Genomic DNA, 17,080 nt, shown 5'->3' on the forward strand with positions numbered 1-17,080 from the left:
TTGCTCGTTTATACCAATTGTCTATTACGATTGATATTTGTATGCAGTGTCAGGTCGATACTTAGGGAAAACAATTACGTGATTAATAAACGACCGTGGCTAGGGGCGTTGAGTGCAATCAGCTTGGCTTTGTACTCGTTTTCTGCCTCAGCAGATTTTTATGCTGGTGCGTTATTGAGTTACTCTAACGCCGAATATCACCACTCCTCTTCATCTTCAATAGCCGAGGGAAGCCCTTTTCTTCTTCAGGCGCAAGCTGGCTACTTCTTCAATGACTACCTTGCTTTAGAAGCGCGGTACGGAACCTCTGTTCAGCGCGATAACGGACTGTCGGTTGATAATGTCGCAAGTGGCTTTGCTAAGTTTAATATTCCTGTTTCTGAGCGAGTGGCTCTTTATGGTTTAGCTGGCTACTCAAGCGTGCTGATTGATCAACAAAAGGTCGGTTCCGATAAAGAACAGGGTTTTAGTTTTGGTATGGGCGCACATTATGCGCTTGATAAGCGAAGTGCCGTAGTATTTGAATTTGTTGATAACGTAGCCGAAGACAAAGTGCGTTTAAATTCAATCTCTCTCGGCTTTCAGCACCGTTTTTAGCTGTCCGTTTTTAAATAAAGGCCTATCGCGCAGGATTCATGCTTAGGTTTTCCACATCATAATAATTTATAGCGAATGATCATGCTTAAAGGATATTTCTCCATTGCGGTTTGTGTATTGGCAGGTATGTTTACGCCTTACACGTTGGCGCAAACCCCAACTCCAGAACAGGTCCAAATGTTTCAGAGCTTACCTGCCGCTCAGCAACAAGCGTTAGCAAGTAAGTATGGCATTTCCCTCCCATCTTCTTCATCTTCTCAGTCAACGAGTTACCAAAACCCTCAGGTAATTGACCCTCGTGCGTCAAAAGATGAACCTTTACAAAAGGGACAACTTGGCCAGCAAACGCTGCAAAGCAAAGATGAAGAGCTAAAACGTTTTGGTTTAGAACTTTTTGCAGGCTCTCCAAGTACATTTGCTCCTATCAGTGATGTTCCCGTTCCGGCTGATTATACTGTAGGCGCAGGTGATGAAATCGTTATTCAACTGTTTGGTAAAGAGAACACGACTCACCGCCTTCGCGTTAACCGTGCTGGTATTATCAATTTTCCTTCGTTAGGTCCGGTTCAAGTAGCAGGCATGAGCTTCTCTGAAGTCCGTGATTCGCTTAACCAGCGCGTAAAGGAACAGATGATTGGTGTACGCAGTGACATTTCTCTTGGCGAAATGCGCACCATGCAAGTATTTGTAATGGGTGATGCCTACAAACCAGGCGCTTACACAGTCAGTGCGTTAACTACGATTTCTCAGGCTATTTATTACAGTGGTGGTTTTGGCGATAGTGGCGCTCTGCGTGACATTCAGTTAAAACGTAATGGTCAGGTAATTCGTAAGCTTGATATGTATGAGCTGCTATTAAAAGGTGATGCTCGCAATGACGTGCGCTTATTACCAGGCGATGTGGTCTTCATTGGGGCAGTTAAACAGACCGTTGCTATTGATGGGGAAGTAAACCGCCCTGCAATTTATGAAATTAAGCCGGGTGAAACTTACAGACACGCAATACTCATGGCGGGTGGCTTTTCTGCAAATGCGTATGGTGAGAAGGTTGAAGTTAAGCGTTACGGCGCAAAAGGTACACGTGAAGCATTGACTCTGGACTTTACCCAATCGAACGATATGCAAGTTCCTATCAAAAATGGCGATGCGGTTAATGTATTAAAGAAAAGTGAAGAGTTGACCCGCTACGTTCAAATAGAAGGTGATGTACGTCATCCTGGTTTTGTTCAATGGAAGAGTGGATTACGCATTGCTGACTTGTTTCATTCAGTAGACACCGCTTTTAACTCAACGGCAGACGTTAACTATGCTGTTGTCGTGCGAGAGATTAACTCGCAACGCGACATCGAAACCTACCAGGTGAACCTTGCTAAGGCAATTCTTGCACCAACCAGTAAAGATAACCTACAACTTCAATCTCGCGACCGTGTTCTGGTCTTTAACCGTTTTAATCATGAAGATCTGGATACGCTTGCAGAAGAAGAAATGGTCACTAAAGCGAAAACGCTCGAAGAGGCACAGCAACAAGCAGAACGAGATCAGCGCAAAGAGCAACAAGTGATGAGCTCTTCTGTCGCCGTGTCAACAGCGCCAATGAACAACACTGTTAGCAGTGTTGGGAATATGGACAACATGGCTAATGCGGGAAGCGGTGTTAACTCCGCAAGTGCTGCAAACCAAGCTATGAATGTCTCTCAAATACCTCAACCTAAAATTATTTTCCGGGGCAAAGAGATCACCCAGGAAGACTTGGATAAGTTAAAGCAAAATACTCGCCGAACTTTGCTGGCTCCTGTTCTTTTACAGCTACAGCAACAGTCCAAACTAGGTTTAGCACCACAAATCGCGGAAGTTTTTGGTGAAGTTAAGCACCCAGGCCGTTACCCAATTACTCCTGGCATGACAGTGTCTACCTTGCTTGAAGCAGCAGGTGGACTCACATACAACGCGTTTACCATTAACGCAGAGCTTGCCCGTACAGTAATTAATAGTGTGGATGAGCGTGCCTACATCGATGTAGATCGTATTGACCTGCGCAAAGCGATTCAGGGTAATACAGCCGTTGACGCTGTCATCGCTGGCCGAGACCGCTTAAACATTCTTGAAAAGCCAAGTGTGAAATTACAAAGCACCGTTACTCTGCAAGGTGAAGTCCGCTTCCCTGGTACTTATACCGTGCGCCAAGGTGAGACGCTTGGGGAGTTACTGGAGCGAGCTGGTGGATTGACTGAGTATGCACATCCGCAAGGTGCGATCTTCACTCGCGAAGCGCTGCGTCTTCAGGAGCAGAAGTTGTTAAATCAATACGCTGCGGATATGAGAGCAGAAACCGCGAAGAAGACCTTCCGCGCTGATACTAACTTAAGCTCGATCATTTCTGACCCAGACAAAACGCTTCAGTTTGTTGAAGAGGCTAGTCGCAGTAAAGCGTTAGGCCGTATGGTTGTTCAGCTAAATCGTATTATTAAAGATGAGCGCTCAGCTGACTTTATGTTAGAAGATGGCGACTTCCTGTTTGTGCCGACCTTCCGAAATACCGTATCGATCATGGGTGAAGTTCAGGTCCCAATCACTTATCTATTAGATAATAAACTAGACGTTTCCGACTACCTAGATAAAGCTGGCGGTGCTAAAAAACAAGCGGACGAAGACCGTGTATTCGTTATCCGTGCCGATGGCTCGGTGTACAAACCAACATCCGGTTACTGGTTTGGGAACAACAAGAAAGAACTCCAAGCTGGTGACACGATTGTCGTGCCAATCGATACTGATTACCGAGATGCTCTAAGCACCTGGACTGCAGCAACCCAAATATTGTACCAAACCGGTGTCGCGATCAACGCATTGAAGTAGAGAGCTTAGATCCTAGGGGGGACTCCTAGGATTGAGATATTGTAGTCAATAATTAATTTTACAGATCCTATGCCTAGTTCCTGGTTATTATCAGGAGCTAGAATCTAGGGCCCTAGGACCTTTTACCTCATGGAACCACAAAAAGAACTTCGATCAAGTTATTTATCATATCCCCCGCACACTCCAGTCATTGCGAATGATGAAATAGACTTGCGAGAACTCTTCAAAGCCTTTTGGAGGGATAAATGGATCATCATAGCGACGACTTTTTTATTTGCAGTGGCCTCGGTAGTTTATACTCTGAGTTTACCGGACACATACAAAGCAGACGCATTATTAGCACCAGCAGAAAGTTCTAACGGTGGTGGTCTATCCAAAATGGCGGGACAGCTAGGCGGCTTAGCGGCGTTGGCTGGTGTCAATTTGGGTGGGGGGGGAGTCTTCGCAAACTAGTTTGGCGGTCCAAGTGATGAAATCGCGCCAGTTTGTAGAAGCTTTTATTAATAAACACGATCTATTGGTGCCTCTATTGGCCGTGAAAGACTGGGATTTAGCCAGTAACAAGCTAATCCTTAATGAAGAGCTCTATAACCCTACTACAGGAGACTGGCTTAGAGAAGCGAAAGGTTTACGAGGCGTAACCCCAACCGCACAAGAAGCATTCGAAGTATTCAGCAAAAATACTCTGAGTATCAGCCAAGATAAAGACAGTGGATTATACACCGTATCGGTTCAGCACCTTTCCCCCTATGTCGCCAAACAGTGGGTGGACTGGTTAATTGAAGACATCAACAAAGTAATGCGCGAACGCATCATAGCTGAAACGTCGCAAAATCTAGAGTACCTAAACACTCAATTACAAAAAACTGCGGTTGCAGATATGCAAAGCACTTTTTATAAGCTGATTGAAGAGCAAACTAAAAGCTTAATGTTGGCTGAAGTTCAAGAGGAGTTTGTATTTAAAATTGTCGATCCCGCTATAGTGCCAGAGCTTAAAGAAGGACCTAAGAGAGCACTGATCTGCGTTTTAGGTGCACTACTTGGTGGTATGCTTGGTACCGCGATTGTTTTGGGACGTTTTGCATTTCGTAGATAACAAACATATGTAGGATTAAGACAATTTCTGGTTTCTAGTCGAATTGCATAATTTTAGTCACGATAGATACGAAGGGTTACCCGCGTAAAATAGGAATATAATATCTCCTGGTTTATCTCGTTGTTTTTTTTAATAGTTTCTTGGCTTGATTGGTTACATAAGCCAAAAGTATTGACTTTGGTAATAAGAACATACTTTGTGCATTAGAGATGGGCGAGCTGTTATTTTTATGTGTTAGATTATGAGTAGTTACATTTGTAAAGCGTCAGGATGATGGTCATCATCGGTCAGATAAAAAAGTACGCTCCAGAACAAAAATGTCTACTGATTTATATTCCCCGAAGAAATGCCGTGAAGAAGTTTTGATACAGTGTTTTTAATTAAGGAAATTGAGTGAGTTAATGCTCACTAGGGAGCCTTTTAAAAACCCACACCAGTTTTTTGATTTAAGGGAGGTATACTCAGCAGCGCATTAAGTATGCTTAGGATGAGTTGCTAGCGGTATATGCTCGAGGTACTGAGATATGGGTATGCTCATGTGACTAGCGTAAAATATAGCGACCTACTCCCGAAAAACAGAAAGAAAGCGAAAAGAATTCGCTCAAATTAGGACAAAGATAAATGAGTAGTTTACATACAAAAGAAATTAACACGCAGATTGTTATTTCTCTGTTAAAAGCACACGGTATAAAAAAGGTTATTACATCTCCAGGTGGAACTAATATTGCCTTTGTAGGTAGTATTCAAAAAGATCCATATTTTGAAATATATTCATCAGTCGATGAGCGTTCGGCTGCGTACATGGCGTGTGGTTTAGCTGAAGAAAGTCGTGAACCCGTTGTTATTAGTTGTACGGGGGCTACCGCAGCTCGTAATTACATACCTGGTTTAACAGAAGCATACTACCGTAAATTACCTATACTGGCTCTGACTTCAACACGAGATATAGCTGAAGTAGGGCACCATGTTGCGCAAGTAACAGATAGAAGTTCAATACAAAATGACATTGTAAACTTAAGCGTATCACTTCCGATCGTAAAAGATAGTGATGATTTATGGGATTGTGAAATTAAAGTTAACAAAGCTCTTTTGGAATTGACTCGTAAAGGTGGCGGCCCTGTTCACATCAACTTGCCAACAAAATACGTGTTGCCTTTTGACTCGAAGACAATACCAAACTATCGAGTTATTAAACGCATCCTTAAGCAAGATAAGTTGCCTGATCTGGCAGGAAAAGTCGCTGTTTTTGTAGGCTCTCATAAAAAGTGGAATCCATCAGAGGTTGAAGCACTTGATAGATTTTGTGAAAGGAACAACGCCGCTGTTTTCTGTGATCATACAAGCGGTTATAACGGAAAATACCGCGTTCTTTCTTCTTTGCTAGCAGCCCAAGAGATGATGGATAAGTCTGTGTTCAAGCCGGACATCTTGATCCATATTGGAGAGATTAGTGGAGACTACCCAACTTTAGGCCTTTCTGGCCACCAAGTTTGGAGAGTCAATGAAGACGGAGAAATTCGAGATACGTTTAAAAAATTGCGATATGTTTTTGAAATGAATGAGTCGGATTTTTTCAATATTTATAATAGTAGCGGTAAAGAAAACAAAGCGAAAGAGTGTTACTTTACAGAATGTACTCAAAAGCTTAATGAGTTGAGAAGTAACATTCCAGAACTGCCTTTTTCCAATGCTTGGGCTGCATCAGTATTATCATCTAAAATTCCTGCGAATTCAGTTGTCCACCTAGGTATTTTGAGCAGCCTCCGCTCTTGGAACTATTTCGAAGTACCAGAAGGTGTTCGAACTGCCTCAAATGTAGGTGGCTTTGGTACTGATGGATGTATTTCATCACTAGTAGGTGCATCTTTAAATAATAAAGATTCAACATACTATTGTATCTTGGGTGACTTGGCTTTTTTCTATGATATGAATGTTATAGGAAACCGTCATCTAGGGAAAAATGTTCGAATCTTAGTAATTAACAACGGTAAGGGAACGGAGTTCAGAAGATATAACTCTGCTTCTGCATACTTTGGTGATGATGCCGATGAATTTATCGCTGCAGCTGAGCATTTTGGTAACAAGTCGAGAAGTACAGTTAAGAATTTCTCCGAGAGCCTTGGCTTTGAATATTTAAGTGCAGAAAACAAAGAAGAGTTCATGAAGGTCCATACTCGTTTCATTGGCGAAGGACTAAATGATAAACCAATGATCCTAGAGATTTTTACCGACAGTAAAGATGAAAGTGAATCGATTCGACTTCTTAATACTATTGGTAAGGATGGTAAAGTTTCATTGAAGTCTGGCGCGAAGAAAATTATCGGCAAAACAGGCGTAAACATTGTCAAGAAAGCTATAGGAAGATAGATTTTGTATTAGCTAGAATATGTTCATTTGATCTAATCGAACTATAGCTAGCTCTTAGGTCGACTATGAAATAGTGAGTAGGTGGATAGTTTGCACCTGCTCACTATATTAATTTGCAAACTTATGTGGCGAAAGTATTTACTTTGCTTATTTATAATATTATTTGAACACTGGCGATGGTTGCAAAGAAAATTTTTAAAAACACAATGATGCTTTATGTTAGACAAGTGCTGTTGTTGTTGGTCGGATTTTATACTGTACGTGTTATTCTTGACGCTTTAGGGATTGAAGACTTTGGTATTTACAGCCTCGTAGCTGGTTTTGTCGCGCTATGCTCCTTTTTAAGTAATAGTATGACCTCTGTAACTCAAAGGTTCTTCTCCTTTGCTCTGGGAAAAGAAGATGATTCATTACTCAATTCTACTTTTTCTGTAAATATTACTATCTACTGTGTCATAGTTGCTTTAGTTACACTAATTCTAATGGGGCCAGGACTTTGGGTTATTGAAAATAAAATTAACATACCTGAAGCACGTTTTGAAGCAACTTTAGTGCTCTACCGATACTCGGTTATATCATTCATTTTCACAATATTATCAGCGCCATTTTTAGCTCTGATAATAGCACATGAAGATATGCACTACTTTGCGATAATTTCAGTAATAGAAGCAATATTGAGATTGGTATTAGTAACTTTATTAGTATATATGAATGGTGACAAGTTAGAACTGTATGGAGGCATGCAGTTAGCTATATCTATGTCTATATTCATAGTGTATTTTTCGATATGTAAGAAAAAATACTTGGAGTGTCAGTTTAAAAATTACTATTGGAGCTACAGCCTATTTAAAGATATGTGCTCTTTCACTGGTTGGACTTTGTTTGGCCAAATAACGACCATCACCCGTGTGCAAGCAATTACAATATTATTGAATCAATTCTTTAATCCTAGTGTGGTCGCTGCAAGAGCTATTGCGATCACAATATCATCTAAAGTAAATATCTTTTCGAGTAACTTTAATACAGGTATGTACCCAGGTATAGTCAAGAGCTATTCTAGTGACAATAGGGATGTTTTGATTCCACTTCTACTGAATGGATCTAAGCTCACGTTCTTTTTAATGTGGATCTTGGTTCTTCCATTGTTATTAGAAATGGAAGGTGTGTTAAGTTTTTGGCTAGCTGAAGTCCCGGAACATGCAGTCCTGTTTACCAAACTAGCTCTTATTGAATCACTGATTCTTTCTATTAGCTTACCATTGACTACAGTGGCTAGAGCAACAGGAAAAATTAAGCGCTATGAGGTTTATTTAGGTTGTCTTCAAGCTTCTATTTTTATATTTTCCTATTTGCTTCTAAATAAAGATTTTCCTGCAGAAACGGTGTTCATGGTGGCGATATTAGTAAACTTACTAATGTTTTTTGTTAGATTAAATTTAGTTTCAGATATGATAAACATTAGACAAAGTTTGTTTATAAATAAAGTGTGTGTTCCCATGCTTATAGTAGTATTCATTTCAGGATTTTTAAGTTGTTTAATTTCATTTAACTTTCCGGATGGAATTCTGTTCAATTTTATGAGTGGAACTATTAGCGTGACTATTACAGTTATATCAATGTATTTCTTAGGTTTAGATAAGATGTGGCGACAGAAAGTTAGGCAACAACTGCAAAGAAAACTTCAGAGTAAAGGTAGGAATTAGTGAAAGTTCTGATCTTGGGGGGAACTGGTGCGATGGGCAAGCACCTGTCTTCATTATTGGTTGGTAGAGGTTTTAATGTGACAGTAACATCCCGCCGACACCATAACACCAATAGTAGCAACCTTAGGTTTGTTACAGGTAATGCTAAGGAGTCGAGATTTCTTGCTCAACTACTGCAGGAGAGGTGGGATACAATTGTCGACTTTATGCTCTACTCAACCGCAGAGTTCGAAGAGAGATGTGATAGTTTACTAGCGTCTACTAAGCAATATGTTTATATCAGTTCTTCAAGAGTTTATGCTGATAAAGATAATATAATTACAGAACAATCTCCTAGACTTTTAGATGTAGTACAAGATAATGAGTACCTTTTGTCTGATGAGTACGCACTGTCCAAAGCACGTCAAGAGAATGTGCTTTTTGGTTCTTCGTTTTCAAATTGGACTATCATAAGGCCTTACATCACTTACAGCGAACAGAGGCTACAACTAGGGGCGTTAGAGAAGGAGTCTTGGTTATATAGAGCTATTCATGGAAGGCCAATCGCTCTATCATCTGACGTTAATGACAAATTAACTACTTTGACTTACGGCCTTGATGTCGCGAAAGGTATTGCCGCAATTATTAACCAACCAAAAGCCTTAGGAGAAGCGTTCCATATTACCTCACCTTACAGCATTAAATGGAGCAAGGTATTTGAGATATACATTGGTGTGCTTAGTGAATATTTAGGAACAGAGCCTAAGGTATACTTTCAACAACTTAATGAGTTTAGCAAGCATCATGTGAATATAAGGCAGTTGGAGTATGACCGACTATATAATAGGGAATTTGATAATAGCAAAATTAATGAATTTTTGAGTTGTAATGAGTTTTTAACTCCCGAAAAAGGCTTGGATAAATGTTTGCGTGATTTTATTCAAGAACCAACATTTAAATCTATAAATTGGAAGGCTGAGGCCGTTAGAGATAAGCAGGTTGGATCGTTTGCGAATCTTGGCGAAATGCCTAGCGTTCGCACAAAAGTTGGTTACATTTATCGAAGAATTATTAAATTACTTTGAGTTTATGATCTAAACACGTACGTAAGGTAATCAGCCTTTAGTTTGTCGAATGGGTCAAGTTCAAATACACATAAAGACATACTTTTTGGCTGAATATAGATAGTAACTAGTAATAAATTAGATAGTTGGCGTAGAGTTTTTATAGAAATCGCATGCTTATCAATAGTCTAACTTCCCCTAAATTGTAAACATAAATTTAACACCGAGAGATTAAACAGTGAAACGTAAAATGAGAAGTGCTTTAGGAAAGATTAAGCGAAAAGCAATTTGGTCGCTTAAAGTGGGAGAAATTAAAAAACGCTTTAGCGATACTCATACAGAAGGCCGAATCATTTACGCAATTACACCTCCACCAAAGCTGAGCAACCTTGGAGATCAGGCTCAAGTCGTAGCTATTTATGATTGGATTGAAAAGAACTTTCCAAACAAGCAAGTTATCGAGCTAAATAAAGATGAAGTTCTAAACTGTTACCAGTATGTTAAGCCACTAATTAACGATGACGATGTAATTGTTCTTCATAGTGGTGGTAATATGGGAGATCGTGGTATGTGGTCTGAGCGCTCTCGTCGTTGCATGATAAAAAACTTTCCAAAAAATAAAATTGTTAGCCTCCCGCAAACCATTAATTTCCACGATACAGAATCTGGTCAGCGTGAACTCTCCATATCTAAAGGTATCTATAACGCTCACAAGGATCTCACGATTATTGCACGAGATCATCAAAGCTTTGCACTTGCCAATAAGTACTTCGATAAGTGTAAGACAGACGAAGCTCCTGACTTTGTACTTTCTTACAATACCGACCATCTAAATCTAGGCCGTAAGACGAATGGCAAGGTACTCTTCTGTTTGAGAGAGGACAGTGAATCTGCACTTAATGATACAGAGACACAAAGTCTATTAAGCTCTATACAACGTCCTTATGATGTGTTCGATACAACAATTAGCCAACACATTCGAAACGAAGATCGTAAGAGTAAACTTGATGAAACGCTTAATATGTTTTCAGAATATGATGCTATAGTTACTGATCGTTTTCATGGTTTGATTTTCTCAGTGCTTTGTAAGAAGCCGACGGTAGTTTTACCTACTGTAGATCATAAACTTACATCAGCATTTGACTGGTTCGATTCTGTTAATTTCGTAAAATTTGCAGATAGCATTGAAGATGTACCTGTTGCATTTGAAAATGTTTTAACTAGTTCAGACTTCTCTACAGTAGACTGGCATAAAGCTTATTTTGATAAAGTGGCTGAATATATAGACTAATATTTTACCCTTATAAGTTGAATGGCAACTTTAAACATTCAACTTATATAGTTATTCTTCCGTTTTAAAGTGGGTTTTTTAAATTCCTGCTGATTATAGTTTATATTTAATTGGTTTGTTATTTAAGTATAGCTCTTAGATTATATTGGTTAAGGTTTCGTATGAGGTTAGGGGTTTATTCAAGTGGTTATCCAAAACTATCTCAAACATTCGTAGATAAGCAAATTAATGCTCTTGTCGATAACTGTTGTGATGTGACGATTTTAACAGATAAAAAATCTGATTTTCCTTCTATAGTTAAAGCAGATCTCGAGGTTATTGATTTTAGCCCAAGTTTTAACAATAAATTAATAAGGGTTGTTTTTTACTTTTTATCTTTTCTTTTAATAGCAATGAAAGGTAAGGGTAAAGTAGCTCTCTCTATTTCAAAAGATGATAAATTAGCTTTTTCTCAAAAACTATCTATTCTCTTTGCTTTATCTAAAGGGATTAAACTAAGTTACGATGTCATTTTGGTTCATTTTGGTAATTTTGGCTACTATATTTCCAAACTAAAAAGTTGTGGTGTTGTAGAGGGGAAAGTAGCAGTCATTTTCCATGGTTATGAAATATCAAGAGATAAAGTTCTAACAGAGAATTTAGATGCTTACCGAGCTTGTTTTGATTCGTGCGATATGCTCCTGCCTGTTTCAAAGCTTTGGAAAGAAAAGTTGATCAAAATGGGGTGTCCGAGTCATAAAGTGTATGTTTCTCGTATGGGGATCGATTTAGATGATTTCGTCTATCAAACTACAAGTTCACAAAGCGAAGTATTTAAGCTTATTCAGGTTGGTAGATTGACGAAGAAAAAAGGGGTGCTCGATACTATTAATGCTATCGCATTATTGCCTAAAGATTTTAATATTCATTTAGATATCATCGGATCTGGTGAGCTAGAAGGTGAAGCCCAAGAGTTAGTTAGAACACTGGGTTTATCTAGTATAGTAAAATTTCATGGCTCCTTGCCAAACAAGTCGGTAAGGCAACTACTGTCTCAATCGAATGCATATATATTGCCAAGTAAAGTTGCTGATGATGGCGATATGGAGGGAGTTCCTGTAGCGTTGATGGAAGCTATGGCCGTTGGTATTCCTGTTATTTCCACTTACCATTCGGGTATTCCGGAGCTTATTGATGACGGAGTGAGTGGATTCCTTGTTAACGAGGGAGATGTAGAGGCGTTATCTAAGGCAATTTACACTGTCAGCAGTTACAATTATTCCGAAATTAATAAAACTACTGCATGCGCTAGAGAAAAAATTGAAACCCAATTCAATAACGACATGGAAGCAAAAGCATTAATAAGGTTGTTTTCCTGATATGGTACAGACAACGATAAAATGTATTCATGTAGGTTTCTACGTGCTATAGGAAGATGTTTTGATGTCTAAAATATTAGAGTTTTCGATTGTAATTCCATATTATAATGATGAACTAGATAGCGTGCTAAGCGCTATAGATAAAGCATATTTGAATAGTAATAATTCAGAATTCATCAAGCTCAACGTTATATGTGTAAATAATGGTGGGCTTATGTTTTCTCCATCTAAAAGCTATTCGTTTGAATTAAAGTTAATCGATGAAAATGAACATTTATGTAGCCCTTACTCTGCTCGAAATCGTGGCGTGGAGTTAATTAATTCAGGTTGGTATATCTTTCTTGATTCAACTTGTATCCCGGCTCTAGATTGGTTCGATGAATTAAAAAACTTCCAAGAGGATAGAATCTATGCTGCTAATGTTCAATTTTACAGCAAGTGCAAGACTAGTGCTGGAGACATTTATGACTCTATCATTAATATCGATAACCAAAAAACTGTCAAACAGTCCGGTGTTGCAAAAACAGCTTGTCTAGCTGTGAGTTCAAAATCGATTGAGACAGTTGGTTTATTCGAAGAAAAAATCCGAAGCGGTGGGGATGTTTTATGGACATCGAAATCTACATCGCTAGGTTTTCAACTTGTGTTCTTGCCTAACTGGATAGTTAGTAAAGAGTCACGAAACACACAGGGATTGATTAAGAAGCAATTCCGTGTATCTTCTGGGTGGTACAAAATTTGGAAAAGAGATGGAACTGTTATACCAAACTTTGTGAAACGCGTTCTATTGTTTTTTATTCCACCGAACCCCTTTCAGCTTTTTAATACAGCAAGGAGAAGAAAGGTGGATTTGTCAATCTTCGACAAATTATCGATTACTCTATTGGGTTGGTTTTTAAGACTAGTTAGTGCAGTTGGAATTGTTTATGGAATGCTTAAGAAGTAGAGTGTTACGCATGTTGATGGAGCATGCAGACTATGTGATCAGTAATGTATTAGTTCGTGTAAGCGAAAACAAAATGTTTTTCCCAGGAGGGCACAATGGCCCATACCTTCACCCCGAAACTCCGATTAGAAATACATCTCACTTCGTAGTTTTGTTGGCTAACTTGCTAAAAACCGATCTGGAAAGTGAGAAAGCAGAGAGCTTTAAAAAGCACTTGAACGAACTTGTCAGATACTTAGTTGGTGAAAACCCGTATTATAAGAAAGGTCAGTTTATTCAACGAGGCCTTGCTAACGACACTTGTAATGGTGTTATTGGTGAAGCTTGGGCCCTTGAAGCGCTTAGTATTGAAGATGAAAACTTAGATGTAGATAACCAGAGTGGTCGAGTAGCGATTTTACAAGCAATGTCAGCACGAGCTGAGTTCGATAACACATATAGCTACGCATACCGGTTCGATTGCCAAAAAGGCAAGTTAGCTCCTGACTTCACCTTCAACCACCAACTATGGCTGGCCGCTTGCTTAGAAGATAGCAAAATTCACAGCAAATCTGATTTTGTGAATAGTTTTTTGTCCAGTGCTTTAAGTGGTGCTTTTCAGATCCGAGATAATGGATTGATTAACCATCTTTATCATGGAAGCTCATTTAAAAATAAGATTAATAAATTGGCGTATAAGCGTGCGGAATTAACTAGAGGAAGGAAGGTTAATTATAAGGAGCGAGGTTACCATTTGTTTAACCTGTTCGCGTTTGCTAAGATCTATGCGAAACAGCCTCAAAATACTTTTTTTCAAGTGATAACTTCTGTAAATCACTTAAGTATGTGAGCCTTGATTTTCTAAATGACTTATCTAAAGAAGATAATGTCTATGGTTCCCACTACAATGTATCTGCATTTGAGCTTCCTTTCATCTACCAATCTTTTTCTACTATGGGCTTGATGACTCTATCTCAACAAGAGTATGAGAACTATATGAACAAAGAACTTAATAAGTATTGGAATGCTGAGCATAATTGCTTTTGCAATAATGAGGTCGATTTGATGACATTCATGGCAAGAGTGTACGAATTATCATATATAGTGTGAGATTTTCGGATGTTATCTATAATTATTCCAGCTTACAACGCAAATGATAATTTGAAAAAGCTTTTACCATTGATAAGCGATAAGAATCTTTACGAAGTTATCATTGTTGATGATCATGGGCTGGAATTGGCAGAAGAAGCAGTCCAGCAAGGCTTACAAAGTAATGTAGTCGTGAAACGCTTGGAATCTAACCTAGGAGCAGGTGCTGCCAGAAATATCGGCTTGGAGCTTGCTACTAGGGATTATGTCGCCTTTTTCGATGCTGATGATATGGTAAATGAACCTGTTTTATCTGCTTTCTTAAACTCTTTGCCTGAATCGAAAGTTTACAATGACATTTACTTCTTTTCTCCTCAAAGTCATAAGCCAGATGGTAGCCTAGGCTCAAGAAGCAATCGATATTCTCATTTAGTGTCGTCGTATATTGGTAATGGGGACCAGGCCATTAGATATAAGTTTCATGTCCCTTGGTCGAAGATTTATAGACGAGATTTTGTCATCGAGCATAGCTTGTCATTTGATGAAGTCTCAGCATCTAATGACGTAATGTTTTCTTTAAAAGCAGGTATAAAGGCGAAAGCGATATTTGTTAGTAAACAATCTTATTATTCTGTTCAGGAGCACAACTCTGGCTTAACGGTAAATGATAGCGTCTCGAGGTTGCTTGACCGACTGGATGTTTTGATACGATACAATCAAGAGTTGTCAAATGCTGAGCAAAATAAGTATAGGATTTCAATCTTTCCTTTGTTATTTAGGTTGTTCAAACAGGACGCTCGGTCATTTTTAAGCTACTTAGCCGCTTTTGAGTTTAGCATTTCTAGGGATTTAATACCGAGCTCTATGGCAGTAAAAAAAGCACTTAATATAAGGTAGCTTCAAAATTGTTATTCGTTTTAATTTATACCTTTTGTGTTTTTTGGCTTCTTATCTTTGCTAAATATGAAAGAAACATTGTTCTTGATGTTTTTTGTTTTCTATCAGTGTTTCTACTGTTATGGTTTATACCCTCTCTGCAATATGGGGTTGGTACGGACTACTTTAACTACATAAGGATTTTTGATACACCGACTGACTTAGATTATTACTATCGTAAACATGAGTATGCATTTTACTATCTGGTCGTTTTTTTAAACTATTTAGGTTTCAATAGTCAAAGTCTCTTTGTGTCTGTAGGTTTTATTCAGGTTCTACTATTTCTAAATTTTATACGTATAGCATACCCCAGATACCCCTACGTTCATATTGCACTAGTTTTTTCTTTTTTCTTTTTTGTTACTAATGTTTTTCATAATCAGTTGAACGTATTGCGAGCATATGTTGCAGTGCTGTTTTTCTTAAATGCATATGTATATTTTATAAAGGGGAGGAGCTTTTTATCTATATTGATGATCCTTATAGGGTTTGTATGGCATAAGTCAATAATATTCACATTTCCTCTTTTTTTACTGAGGGGTAAATTAGGTATTTTTGTTGTAAAAAATGTCAAAGTTGTTTTTTTTTGCAACCCTTATATTGTTTGGTAGTGGTGTTCTTTATCAATTTATTGATATTGTTGTAGGTGCTATAGCTCCAATGTATAAGCATTACCTCAACGCGGAGCGAGAAAAAACTGTATCATTAATACAATTGGCTACGAGGCTGTATAATTATCCATTCTATCTCTTGTTTATATATTATCTGTCCAAGTCGGATCTTAACAAATTAAGAAGGGTTGATTTGGGTTTAATAGCCGCATGGGTTGTTACTATCAATAGTGCCTTATTTGTGTTTTATTTTGGTCGTTTCAGTCGGGTGTTTTATTTCTTTGCACCTTTCATGTTTGTGCCGTTTTACTACTTATATGTATTAAACAAAAAGAACTTGGTCTATTTGGCTCTTGTATATACTTTATTCGGTTACTGTTTAAAAGTTATCGCCTTTCCAACCGCCGAATATGATTACTCTAGTATAATATTTAATTAGCTATTATCTATGAATTATGTAAAAGAAAAAGTTTCTATAGTGATGCCTACCTATAATGTGTCAGAATTTCTTGAGGAGACGGTAAATAGTGTTATAAATCAATCGTACTCAAATTGGGAGCTAATCGTTGTCGACGATTGTTCAAATGATGACACTCCAGAATTAATAAAAAAACTGGCGGAGGTTGACTCTAGAATTCGATACTATTTGTCTTCTAAAAATCAAGGTGCGGGTATTACCAGAAACAAGGCTCTGTCACTAGCAACGGGTCAATACATCGCTTTCTTAGATTCGGATGACTTGTGGTACGCAGATAAGTTATCACAACAACTGTCATTTATGGCTGAACATAATGCTCCTATCTGTCATACGTCATACGAATATATAGATGAAAAGGGGGCTTGCTTCTCTGGACGAGTCCAAGCAAGCCATAGTGTAGATCTATTATCAAACTTGAAAAATACAGAGATTGGTACTTCAACAGCTATTATTGATCGAGCAATTGTTGTAGAACCCATCGCTTTTAAACCATTAAGGGCGAGACAAGACTTAAGGCTATGGATTGATCTTCTAGGAAACGGTCACAAGTCTTTTGGCCTTAACCGCGTTTTGGTAAAATATCGGGTTAGAGGTGGTAGCGTTAGTAGTAATAAACTAAAAATGTTAGTGGTCACCTTTAGAGTTTATCTCGGGATATCTCAACTTAGTATAAGCAGTCGTTTAACTAGTTATATCTCTTACGTAATTAATGCTATTAAGAAAAGAACATAGA

At 38.4% G+C, this 17,080-nt stretch carries 11 protein-coding genes and 1 pseudogene; all 12 read left to right on the forward strand.

All coding sequences use genetic code 11. The features are described from left to right. Positions 1–78: 78 nt before the first annotated feature. The 12 genes and pseudogenes from KHN79_RS01105 to KHN79_RS01165 all read left to right on the forward strand — a co-directional run bounded on the left by KHN79_RS01105 (position 79) and on the right by KHN79_RS01165 (position 17,079). On the forward strand, positions 79–597 hold the full coding sequence (locus tag KHN79_RS01105; protein WP_182009784.1) for an outer membrane beta-barrel protein: 519 nt from the start codon (positions 79–81) through the stop codon (positions 595–597). 81 nt (positions 598–678) lie between these two features. Beyond that, on the forward strand, positions 679–3,450 hold the full coding sequence (locus tag KHN79_RS01110; RefSeq protein ID WP_182009783.1) for an SLBB domain-containing protein: 2,772 nt from the start codon (positions 679–681) through the stop codon (positions 3,448–3,450). 129 nt (positions 3,451–3,579) lie between these two features. Next, positions 3,580–4,546: pseudogene (locus KHN79_RS01115) on the forward strand (Wzz/FepE/Etk N-terminal domain-containing protein). 621 nt (positions 4,547–5,167) lie between these two features. Next, complete coding sequence (locus tag KHN79_RS01120; protein ID WP_182009781.1) at positions 5,168–6,913, forward strand: thiamine pyrophosphate-binding protein; 1,746 nt, start codon at positions 5,168–5,170, stop codon at positions 6,911–6,913. Positions 6,914–7,089: 176 nt separating this feature from the next. Beyond that, positions 7,090–8,616 (forward strand): oligosaccharide flippase family protein, encoded by a 1,527-nt coding sequence (locus KHN79_RS01125; protein ID WP_211907259.1) that lies wholly within the window; start codon positions 7,090–7,092, stop codon positions 8,614–8,616. Next, positions 8,616–9,680: an NAD-dependent epimerase/dehydratase family protein gene (locus KHN79_RS01130; protein ID WP_182009780.1), complete on the forward strand. Its 1,065-nt coding sequence runs from the start codon at positions 8,616–8,618 to the stop codon at positions 9,678–9,680. Before KHN79_RS01125 ends, KHN79_RS01130 begins: the two co-directional genes overlap by 1 nt. A 217-nt stretch (positions 9,681–9,897) precedes the next feature. Further along, complete coding sequence (locus KHN79_RS01135) at positions 9,898–10,950, forward strand: polysaccharide pyruvyl transferase family protein (protein ID WP_182009779.1); 1,053 nt, start codon at positions 9,898–9,900, stop codon at positions 10,948–10,950. A 161-nt stretch (positions 10,951–11,111) separates the two neighbouring features. Continuing rightward, the gene (locus KHN79_RS01140; protein ID WP_182009778.1) at positions 11,112–12,308 is read left to right on the forward strand and encodes a glycosyltransferase; all 1,197 of its coding nucleotides are present in this window, start codon (positions 11,112–11,114) and stop codon (positions 12,306–12,308) included. 64 nt (positions 12,309–12,372) lie between these two features. Beyond that, positions 12,373–13,254, forward strand: a complete 882-nt coding sequence (locus KHN79_RS01145) for a glycosyltransferase family A protein (protein ID WP_182009777.1) — start codon at positions 12,373–12,375, stop codon at positions 13,252–13,254. A gap of 1 nt (position 13,255) precedes the next feature. Beyond that, positions 13,256–14,083 carry a hypothetical protein gene (locus tag KHN79_RS01150; protein WP_211907261.1) on the forward strand — a complete coding sequence of 276 codons (828 nt, stop codon included), beginning with the start codon at positions 13,256–13,258 and terminating at the stop codon, positions 14,081–14,083. Positions 14,084–14,352: 269 nt separating this feature from the next. Continuing rightward, positions 14,353–15,219 carry a glycosyltransferase gene (locus KHN79_RS01155; RefSeq protein WP_182009775.1) on the forward strand — a complete coding sequence of 289 codons (867 nt, stop codon included), beginning with the start codon at positions 14,353–14,355 and terminating at the stop codon, positions 15,217–15,219. 1,098 nt (positions 15,220–16,317) lie between these two features. Further along, entirely contained in the window at positions 16,318–17,079 is a 762-nt protein-coding gene (locus tag KHN79_RS01165; RefSeq protein WP_182009773.1) for a glycosyltransferase family 2 protein, read from the forward strand. The last annotated feature ends 1 nt before the right edge of the window (position 17,080 follow it).

This window comes from Vibrio sp. B1FLJ16 (assembly GCF_905175385.1).
Classification (GTDB): domain Bacteria; phylum Pseudomonadota; class Gammaproteobacteria; order Enterobacterales; family Vibrionaceae; genus Vibrio.

Coding starts and splice junctions, on each gene's coding strand:
- KHN79_RS01110 (WP_182009783.1), top strand. CDS start 679: ATGCTTAAAGGATATTTCTCCATTGCGGTTTGTGTATTGGCAGGTATG.
- KHN79_RS01120 (WP_182009781.1), top strand. CDS start 5,168: ATGAGTAGTTTACATACAAAAGAAATTAACACGCAGATTGTTATTTCT.
- KHN79_RS01125 (WP_211907259.1), top strand. CDS start 7,090: ATGGTTGCAAAGAAAATTTTTAAAAACACAATGATGCTTTATGTTAGA.
- KHN79_RS01140 (WP_182009778.1), top strand. CDS start 11,112: ATGAGGTTAGGGGTTTATTCAAGTGGTTATCCAAAACTATCTCAAACA.
- KHN79_RS01145 (WP_182009777.1), top strand. CDS start 12,373: ATGTCTAAAATATTAGAGTTTTCGATTGTAATTCCATATTATAATGAT.
- KHN79_RS01155 (WP_182009775.1), top strand. CDS start 14,353: ATGTTATCTATAATTATTCCAGCTTACAACGCAAATGATAATTTGAAA.
- KHN79_RS01165 (WP_182009773.1), top strand. CDS start 16,318: ATGAATTATGTAAAAGAAAAAGTTTCTATAGTGATGCCTACCTATAAT.